General features: G+C 65.7%; 7 protein-coding genes. 3 read left to right on the forward strand and 4 right to left on the reverse strand.

The window, feature by feature from the left end; all coding sequences use genetic code 11:
• Window positions 1-1446: beta strand repeat-containing protein (locus AC5JJ6_RS26920; RefSeq protein ID WP_496045021.1), on the reverse strand; the 1446-nt coding region annotated here is incomplete at its 3' end.
• Between the two features lie 409 nt (window positions 1447-1855).
• On the opposite strand from AC5JJ6_RS26920, the gene AC5JJ6_RS26925 reads away from it, so the two are divergent.
• Genes AC5JJ6_RS26925 through AC5JJ6_RS26935 form a run of 3 tightly spaced genes read left to right on the forward strand, consistent with a single transcriptional unit; the run spans window position 1856 to window position 6296 of the window.
• A complete protein-coding gene (locus AC5JJ6_RS26925) occupies window positions 1856-4003 on the forward strand; it encodes an O-antigen ligase family protein (protein WP_496045022.1) in 2148 nt (715 codons plus the stop codon).
• On the forward strand, window positions 3984-4958 hold the full coding sequence (locus AC5JJ6_RS26930) for a dienelactone hydrolase family protein (RefSeq protein WP_496045023.1): 975 nt from the start codon (window positions 3984-3986) through the stop codon (window positions 4956-4958). Before AC5JJ6_RS26925 ends, AC5JJ6_RS26930 begins: the two co-directional genes overlap by 20 nt.
• Before the next feature lie 48 nt (window positions 4959-5006).
• Window positions 5007-6296, forward strand: coding sequence for a hypothetical protein (locus tag AC5JJ6_RS26935; protein ID WP_496045024.1), 1290 nt, complete (start codon window positions 5007-5009; stop codon window positions 6294-6296).
• A 63-nt stretch (window positions 6297-6359) separates the two neighbouring features.
• On the opposite strand, the gene AC5JJ6_RS26940 is transcribed toward AC5JJ6_RS26935, so the two are convergent.
• The 3 genes from AC5JJ6_RS26940 to AC5JJ6_RS26950 all read right to left on the reverse strand — a co-directional run.
• Window positions 6360-7364 (reverse strand): GDP-mannose 4,6-dehydratase, encoded by a 1005-nt coding sequence (locus AC5JJ6_RS26940; RefSeq protein ID WP_496045025.1) that lies wholly within the window; start codon window positions 7362-7364, stop codon window positions 6360-6362.
• An 8-nt stretch (window positions 7365-7372) separates the two neighbouring features.
• Window positions 7373-8353, reverse strand: a complete 981-nt coding sequence (gmd, locus tag AC5JJ6_RS26945) for a GDP-mannose 4,6-dehydratase (RefSeq protein ID WP_496045026.1) — start codon at window positions 8351-8353, stop codon at window positions 7373-7375.
• A 364-nt stretch (window positions 8354-8717) separates the two neighbouring features.
• The coding region (locus tag AC5JJ6_RS26950; protein WP_496045027.1) for a glycosyltransferase family 4 protein at window positions 8718-9814 on the reverse strand (1097 nt) is incomplete at its 5' end.

The raw sequence follows: 9814 nt of genomic DNA on the forward strand, positions 1-9814 counted from the left end.
CTGGGCGACGGACGGATCTCCACCAGTGGAAATCGCGCCGGACTTGAGGCTGTTGAGAGCCTTCTGGACGGGAGCGTCCGGGGAGATACCGGCTTCGCGCGTGATCTTCAGCAGGTTGCCCGACTTGGATACGGCGAATTTCTCGATCGTGTTGGTGCCGTCAACCGAGAGGTCGGAAGCGGCGGTAAGCGTACCGGTCGATTCCAGCACCGTGAACGAGGTGCCGGGAGTGATGACGGCCGTCCGCAGCGTCTTGGTGTCGGGAGCCACCTTGCCCTTGACGTCGGCGGTCCCGGAAACCGACAGCGAACCATTGGCTGCATCGGTGATCGTCAGCGCGAGGGTGCCGGTCTGGACGTAGTTGCCGGTGATCGTCTGCTTGGACGAACCGACGTTCAGCGTGCCCGCGTTCGTCACCGTCGTCGCGGCGATCGAAGCGGACTGCTTGACCGTGGCGCCGGACTTGATGTTGAAGGCGGAGGCGCCGGTCACGGCCTGGGCCAGCGTCGTCGTGCCGCTGTTGGCGTTGATCGTGCCGATGCCGACGAACTTGCCGGCGGTCGTGAACGAACCCGTGCCCAGGTTGAAGTTGACGGTGTCCTTCGAGTCGCCGCTGACGTTGCCGGTGATCTTGCCGCCGATGACGTTCAGCGTGTCGGTGCCCGTGCCGAACAGGATCTGTCCGACGATGGTGCCGGCATTGTTGATCGTCAGGTTGGCCGTGCTGAGCGACGCGTCGATCGCCTTGCCCGATCCATCGGCGGGACCGCCCTGGATCAAACCGGTCGACGTGTTGGTGATGCCGTCGGTGATCTCGCCCTTGGCGCCGAGATAGATCGCGGTGCCGGTCTCGGAGATGATCTTGCCGCTGTTGGTGATGCTGCGCATCGATCCGTAGACCGAGATCGCATTACCGCTGTCGGAGGAGATCACACCGCCATTTTCGTTGGTGATCGTCGAGCCGGGCAGGTTGCCGTTGGCAACGTCGGTCGCCACGATGATGCCGTCGGCGCCGCCGGTACCCTTGATGACGCCGGTGGAGCGGTTGATGATGTCCGCACGGCTGTTCAGGTAGATCGCAGCGACGTCACGGGCGTTGTTGCCCGCCGTCTTGCTGGCTTCGATCGTACCGTAGTTGTCGATCTTGGTCGCGGCGGAGGCGACGCCGGTGACGACGATCGCGGAGGCGTTGGCCAGACCGCGGATCGTTCCCCTGTTCTCGATCGTGCCGCCGCCGACCAATTCGATCGCCACGGGAGCGGCTGGAGTGCCGACGATGGTGTCCGACGCGGCGATGTTCGACGTCGTCCGGACAGTCGCGACAGCCGTAACAGACTTCACTTCCGCGAAGGCACTGCCGACACCCGAGAATACTGCGGTAAACGCGAATACCGACGTAGTTGCAAGCAGTACCGCCTGCTTCCTTTGACGCTTGTTAATCAACATAAATTAGCCCCCTGCGGCGAATGCGGCAAAGCTCTGAAAATTTCGAACTGCTTATCGAAAGGAGTAAACATTCAAAAGAGAGCTTGCAAGGGTTTATATGTCTCAGGGCGTGCGGCATTGCACAACTGGCCAGTTTTGTGACTTTCAGGCCACTCGACATGGTAGAGCAGACCAAAGGAAACACTCCTTTAACCTCAATGCCGTTTCGCTGGGACCGCCTTGGCCGGACGACGGCATCAGCGTTAAGGCAAAGTTTATTTCTCGCCTTAATAGTACCGCGCTGTCCGTGGTGTTAGCCGGCGTGCAGCCGCTCCACCACCCATGTCGAGTTCAGGAAGTTATCGGAAGCTCCGGAAGACATTGGCTTTCCGGACCGTCGGCGGTACTTCCGCATCAAGGGGATTGCCGGTTGTCCAGCAAGCTGCAAGCCATCGATACACCGGCGGCCAAGCCGGCGGAGGCTGTCGAGGCGCTACGTGGGGGACTTGTGGCGACACGCTCCGGCGACAGGACCGAAGGCATCCTGGCCGCATGCGGCGGCACGATCGTCTGCCTGTCCTTCTTCATATTCGTTCCGGCGCTGCAACCCTTGGCATTCGGCATCTGGTACCAGTCGGAACCGGTGATCGCCGCCCTGTTCGCCTGCGGCGGAGCCGCGACCATATGTCTCGCCGCCATGACGATGCTCGGCTATCCCGTCTCAGGTGCCCTGACGCACCCGCTGACGCTGGTTACCGGCGCTCTCGCACTCTGGTCCGCCATCGCCTCGCTCGCGGCGCCGCTTCCGGCCCGCTCGCTGATCGGTCCTCCCCAGACCGGGGAAGGAGTGCTGTGGCAGGTGGCGCTTACCGCCTTGACGGCACTGACGCTGGCGGTGTGGCAGAAGCGCCTTGTCCGCCGGGCGGTCGTCGTATCGGCGGTGATTTCAGGCGTCATCCTCCTCGGACTGAACATCAGCGAGCCGATCGGCTCTCCCTGGCGTCCGGTGTACTGGCCCGAATTCGCGGCGATCCTCGGTCTCTTCCTGATCCCCATCGTGATAAGCGACACCTCGCTTCGCTGGCCGCCGGCGGTCGCCCGGCTGCTCGCACCGCTGCCGCTGGCCCGGCGCCTGTGCGGAAATCCCGGGGGACTGCGGATTGCGGCGGCGCTGCTGCTGGGCGGCGCCATCGTCGTGACGTCCTCCAACAAGACGGCGATCGGCATCTTCGTGCTGGTCATTCCCGGCCTGGCCGCGCTTTCCTGGCTGACCGGAACAGGGAAGATCTGGCGAGCGGCGACGGTCGCGGCAGCATCCGCCATCATCTTCGCCGTCCCTGCCGGAATGTACTGGCTCGGCAAATCGTACAACCTCGAATCGCCTCTTTCGCGCTGGGAGATGATTCGCGTGGCGCTGGAGGCGCTGCGCGCCGATCCATGGCTGCTGCTGCACGGATCGGGATGGGGCTCGTACAACGATATCCTCTACCGGTTCCTCGAACATGTCCGCGACATCCGCGTGGACAGCGAAACATGGCAACCCAGCCTGGACATCATGGGCGGCGGGGCCTTCCACACCCATAACTCGTACCTGGAAGCGACGATCTCGACCGGCTTGCCGGGCGGCCTGCTGCTGCTGGCGCTTCCGGTCACCGCTATCCTGTGCGCCCGCCGCCGGTCCCACGTGGTCCTGTGCGCCGTCTGGGTCGTCGTGGCGGGCCTGCTCGCGGCGTGGTTCACCCTGCCGGAAGCGGTTCCCTTCCAGGCGGCGGCACTGGCGGCGACCGCCGGCGGCCTGCCCCGCCCATCCCGGAGCCGCGACGGGCACTCGCCCGCGAACCACTACAAGCGCTTCCTCCATGCCGGAGTCGCGGCGCTTGCCGGGCTGGTGCTGGTGACGGCATCCGTGATGACCGTGCGGCTCGCCCTGGATGCCCAGCGCGTCCTGGCGAACATGCGGACCGGCGGCCCCATCGACCGGTCGCTGCCGCCCTGGCTGCTGTCCGACCATGGGCAGGGCGGCATGCATCTCTGGTGGCTGACGCTGGACCTGACCAATCGTCTGGCGGCCAAGGGCCGGACCGGCGCCGCGTTCACCGCGAGCGAAGTCTACTGGTTCGAAGCCCTGATGCGGGCCGTCGACCGGCATGTCGCGGAGCTTCCCTCCAGTATCCGGCTGAAGTCGCTGACGGTGATCATGCGCGACGAATTGGCGACGGAAATGGGCGACCCGCAATTCGACCGGCTGCGCGAGTGGGAGATCCCCACCTGGAGCCAGAAGGTCATGACGCTGCGGCAGGAGATGCCGGAGCGGACCGACCTCGCGGCTCCCTTCCTCGGCACGCTCGTACAGTCGCAGAATACCGCCGTCGCGATCAATTTCGGCAACGAACTGCTGCTCCGCAACCCGAACGACCCGGTAGCGCTGTGGTTCACCGGCATCGCGATGGCACCCACGGCCGAATGGGGCAATCTGGGTCAGGCTCGCATGCTGCGGGCAGTGGACGCCGGCATCGAGCGGCTGATCCCCCTGGCCCCCGATGTCCGGAAGATGCTCCATGACCTTCGTCGCGAATGATCCGCTTCGGCGGGTCGATCCGCTTCGTCGGACCGGCCCCATGGTGCGCGTCCTTGCCGCCGCCGTGCTCGGAATGCTGGCCCTGCCCCATCTTGCGGGATGCACCGCGACTCCGGCGGAGCGCAGCTCCTCGGCGGGAGAGATCGCGAACCGGGGCGGATTGTCCAGGGGCGCCCTGCACAGCCGGGGCTTCGCCCTGACGACGTGGTCGCGTTTCGCTTCGCCGGCGGCGGCTTCAAGCGCCGGCGCCCCGTCGAACGCCTACGATGTGGACGTCTATATAGAAGGAGACGGCTACGCGTGGGAGACCACCACCGATCCTTCCAGCGATCCGACGCCGCTCAATCCGGTCGCCCTGCGTCTGGCGGCGGCGGACAGGGCCCCAAGCGTCCTGTACCTGGCGCGTCCCTGCCAGTTCCGCCCGGCCGGTACCCGCGACTCGTGCGGCGTTCCGTTCTGGACCTCCCAGCGGTTCGCCGAATCGGTGGTCGCCGCGCTGGACGAAGCGATCGACCGTACTCTTCCCCCCTCTCCCCGGCGGCGGCTCACGCTGATCGGCTACTCCGGCGGCGGCGGTCTCGCCGTTCTGCTGGCCGTGCGCCGTTCCGACGTCGCGGCGGTCGTCACGGTCGCCGGCAACGTCGCGCATGGCGTCTGGACATCGCATCACCGCGTCTCTCCGCTCCGGGGATCTCTCGACCCGATCGATTCGGCCGCACGTCTGGCAGCCGTTCCGCAACTTCATCTCGTCGGGGCGAACGACAGGATCGTGCCGCGGCTGATCGCCGATTCCTTCGCCATGCGGTCTCCGCCCGGCGGCTGCATCCGCATCGTCACGATCGCCGGCGCTTCCCACGACTCGGGTTGGCTCGAGAACTGGCCGGCCCTGCTGGATCGGATCCCGGCATGCCCGAGCGCGGACGGCCCTGCGGCAGCACCCGTCCCTGCGCGTTGACCCCTCCAAACCGATGGCACCTTGGAAAGCAATGTTATGAAGCACTGGATGATTTGGACAGCCGGCCTGAGCGTTGCGTTCGGCATCGCCGCCGCGCCGGTGGCCGCCGCCGACAAGGTGGCGTCCAGACCAGCGGTATCGAAACCGGCCAATCCGACCGAGGACTGGTCGATCACGGCGGTTACCAAGGATAGCGGCGGTTTCGACTATTGCGCCGCCGGAACGCGGTTCGACAACGGACATGCCCTGCTGATCGCCCGGAACAAGGCCGGTGAAGTCATCGTCCTCGTCGGACTCGCATCCGACAAGCTCAAGACGAAATCGGTCCTGCCGACCAGATTGACGATCGACGGCAAGGAGACGCGGCAGAACTCGGGCTTGGTCACCCGCCCGTCGGCCATGGCGATCACGATGGGCAAGGACCAGGGCTTCTTCGAGTCGCTGCGGCGGGGCAGCACGCTCGCGGTCGACAATCCGGAACTGAAGATAACGGTCAATCTGCGCGGAAGCGGCAGGGCGCTGGCCGACCTCAGTACCTGCGTCGACACCGACGGCGGTTCGGTCGCGAAGGTCCAGCCAGCGGCCGCACCGCCGATCCTGCCTCTTCCGACGCCTGCTCCAGCTTCGGCTCCAACGCCTGCCCCGACTCCTGCCCCGACTCCGGCACCGATGACGTTCGCGGCTCCGGAACCGGCAGCCGACTCGGTTCCGCCGGCGGCGGAGATCGAAATCCTGCCCGATCCCTCGCTGGCCCCGGTGCAACTCGCGGCGCTGCCGCGCACGGCCGCTCCGCTACCTGCCGAATCGGCCCCCTCACCCGCACCGGCACCGTCGGCCGCACCGGTTGTCAGCCCCATCATCGGGCCGGCATTGCCCGACGCGCTCGTCAGCCTGCTGTCCGCGGCCGGCATGGCCGGCATCGTGCCGGTATCGATGGAACGGGTCGCCCCGGATCAGCGTCCGGCGACATTCGCCTGGAAATACGGGCCGGTGTTCGGCGGCATCCGGGAGATCAGCATCATCGACAACCGCGGCCTCGTGGAATTGACGGATTCCTATGTGGATGTGCTGAGGAACAGCTGCTCCGGCAAGTTCAGCTCGTCCTTGGGGCCGGTCGAAAGCCTGCGCGAGATCACCCTGCGGACGGGCGAAGCCACCTGCGCGACGCCGGACCGTACGACCGAATTCCGGCACCTCTACTACATCAACAAGGCGCGCATCTTCACGACGTTCATCCATGAAAGCGACGGCGCCGGAAAAGCGATGGCAGTTGCCGCACGCGATCAGCTGGCCGCCGTGATCCGGCAGCTCGCGACCGCCGGTACCGTCACCCGCTGATATCATGGACCTCGAAGGTGCATGGCCCCCTTCAGGCGGTCACGCACCTTTGACGACGGGCTCTCAAGCCACGACGCGGGTGCGCCAATAGTCGAGAACGGAGCGGAGAGTATCTTCGATATCCCGCCGCGGCTGCCAGCCCAGCAAGGCATGCGCCCGGCTGCTGTCACCGACCACCAGCGGAGTATCGCTGGGCCGGAAGCGCGCCGGGTCCGGCGCCACCTCGATCCGCGTATCGGACATCGCCAGCAGGCTGTCGAGCATGTCCCCGATGCGGCGGGGTTTGCCCGACGCCAGATTCATCACGCATCCCATGGGCAGATCGTCGGCCCGCAGCACCGCGGCGACATAGGCATCGACCACGTCGTGGACATCCAGGAAATCGCGCATGGCGTCCAGCGACCCGACCCGAATCACCGGTTCGCTAAGCCCCCGCTCGATCCGGGCGATCTGCGCCGCGAAGGACGGTATCGCGAAGTCCTCGCTCTGTCCCGGACCCGTGTGGTTGAACGGCCGCAGCCTTATGGCCTTCAGTCCTTGCCGGGCCATCTGCCCCAGCATCAGGTCGGCCGCGGCCTTGCTGCTGGCATAGGGGTTGACCGGCTGAAGTTCCGACGACTCGTCGAGCGGCAGGCCGGCCTTGAAACTGGCGCCGTAGATCTCGGAACTGCCGCTGAAGACGATCCGGCATTCCGGACACTCCGCCCGCACCGCGAGGGCGATGTTGAGAGTGCCGTTCAGGTTGACGTTCCAGGTCATGCGCGGATCGCGGGTCGCCGCCGTGACGGCGGCGATCGCGGCGAGATGCACGACATGGGTCGGCCGCTCGGCCCCAAGGACGCTGCTCACCTGGACATCGTCGGTCACGTCAAGCCCGACGGCGCGGACGCCGATGCGGGTACCGACGCCTTCGCCCTGCACCGCAGCGCTTGCCGCCGCCTTGGAATAGCCGGCGACGATCTCGCTTCCCGGAGCCAGTACCTGGTCCAAGGCAGCGATCAGGTGATGGCCGACGAAGCCGCCGGCTCCCGTTACCAGCACTTTCAGGGGCATGTCCTTCAGGGCCACGACCATTCCTACTGCATGTTTCGGCGGACACGCTGAAGATCGACGTCGACCATTTCCTGGATCATGGATTCCAGGCTGATCTCCGCCACCCAGCCGAACTTTTCCTTCGCCTTGGTGGCATCCCCCAGGAGGACGTCGACTTCGGCCGGGCGGAACAGGTCCGGGCAGATCACGATGTGGTCGTCCGGGTTCAGGCCGACATACTCGAAGGCGATCCGGCACATGTCGCGCACGGTCGTCGTCCGGCCCGTGGCGATGACGTAGTCGTCCGGAACTTCCTGCTGAAGCATCAGCCACATCGCCCGGACGTAGTCCTTGGAATGGCCCCAGTCGCGCTTGGCGTCGATGTTGCCGAGACGCAGTTCCTTCTCGAGCCCCAGCTTGATGCGGGCGACGCCGTCGGTCACCTTCCGGGTGACGAACTCGATGCCCCGCAGCGGCGATTCATGGTTGAACAGGATGCCGCTGCTGGCATGAAGACCGAAGCTCTCGCGGTAGTTGACCGTCATCCAGTGAGCGTAGAGCTTGGCGGCGGCATAGGGCGAGCGCGGGTAGAACGGAGTGGTCTCGCTTTGCACCGGCTCCTGGATCAAGCCGTACATCTCGGACGAGGATGCCTGGTAGAAACGGGCGGTCGGGCATTCCAGCCGGACGGCCTCCAGGATGTTGGCGGCGCCGAGTCCGGTCACCGTACCGGTCAGGAGCGGCTGCTGCCAGGACGACTTGACGAAGGACTGCGCGGCAAGGTTGTACACCTCGTCCGGCTTTACTTCCTTCAGTGTCCTGATGAGACCGGAAAGGTCGGTCAGGTTACCGTCGACGAACTTGATCTGTTTCTCGATCCCAAGCCACCGCAGGCGCGCATCGACCACATCGGCCGAGCTGCTCCGCCGCAGCATGCCGTACACTTCATACCCTTGCTTGAGCAGAAGTTCAGAAAGATAGGCTCCGTCCTGTCCGGTCACACCAGTAACCAAAGCGCGCTTCATTACTCTTCCCCTTGCTCACAAAGGCACTGTCCATGGGAGGCGTTTAAACAATCCATATCGCCGAGAATCAGCAAGATCATTTTTCAGCGCCGCTTATCGTATTCCTGTTCATGGGTCAATGTCATACCGTCCGAACAATATCAAGGCACCGGGACCCCGCGTGCCGGCCAAAAAGAACCCGGCCGAAACCGCATCGGGCGCGGCGACCAGCCATGCTCACAGGCTGCGAAGCCGATGGACACGGGCTGTTTTCGACTTGGCGACGATAGCCGATTCCGGATGCTCGAAAAAGGCGAGTGCGACAATAAAAATATCGCTTCGGCCGCCGGACGCATCACACGCCCGGCTGTGCGAGAAAGTTCAATCAGGCCTGCCTCGACAGCCGGGGCGGCTCCAGCGTCTCCTCCGGATCCGAAGCCTCGCCATCGGCGGTCCCGGCGCCGGCGATCCCGGCGCCGGCGATTCCAGCGTCGGCGGTCTTCCCGTCGCCGGCCCGTTCCTCCGCCATGCCGGCCTCGGCGCGCTCCTCCTCGGCCTGCCCCGGAACCCAGGTTGCATCCCAGCTTCCATGCAGCACGACGTCGACCAGCCGCTCGGCGGAACCGGCCCAGGTAAGCCACGGCATGGCGCCGGAGTCCGCGACCTCTCCCCGCTCGTGACGGCCGATCCAGGCCGACAGCGCCGAAGCGAAGTCGCTTCCGCCCGAGCCTGAGAAATAGGCCGCGTGCTCCCCGGCGATCTCGCGGAACACGAGGATGTCGCGCGCCAGGATCGGCAGCCCATGCTTGGCGGCTTCGATCAGCGGCAGCCCGAAGCCTTCGTCCTGCGACATGGCAAGCAGCGCCGTGCAGTTCTCGTAAAGGGCGTTGAGGTCGGCGTCCGATGCCTTGCCGAGCCAATGGAGCCGCTTGCCTGCCTCCGCGTGATTGCGCATCCGCTCGGCCAGCTCGTCGACCATCCAGCCCTGCTTGCCGACCAGGACGAGGTCGATGTCCTTGCCGGCGGCCCAAAGTTCCTCGAAGGCGGCAAGGCACTGGGCATGGCCCTTGCGGGGCTCGACCGTGCCGACCACCAGGAACTTGCGGGTAGGCCTCTTCAGCAGGGCCTTGACCTCGTCGGACGCCTCGCCGGCCCCGGTATCGATATCGCCGCCGAGATGGAAGTGCCCGACGCGCAGCGGCGTGAACCGGCTGACTTCCAGTTCCCGGACATAGGACAGGAACTGCTGTGCCACCGACCGCGAGATGCAGATAAGGCCGTCGGCCTCGGACGCGATCGCCTGAAGCCAGGTGCGGAACAGCGGGAACGGCGGGAACCATTCCGGCCGCAGGACCGGAAGCAGGTCGTAGACGACATAGAAGACGCGCACGCCCCGGTTCCGCAGCCGGCGGTTGACATCGCGCCGGCCCTCGATCTGGTGCGCCACCAGGTCCAGGCCCAGCAGCACGTCCCCGGGCCGCG

This window comes from Skermanella sp., from assembly GCF_059503625.1.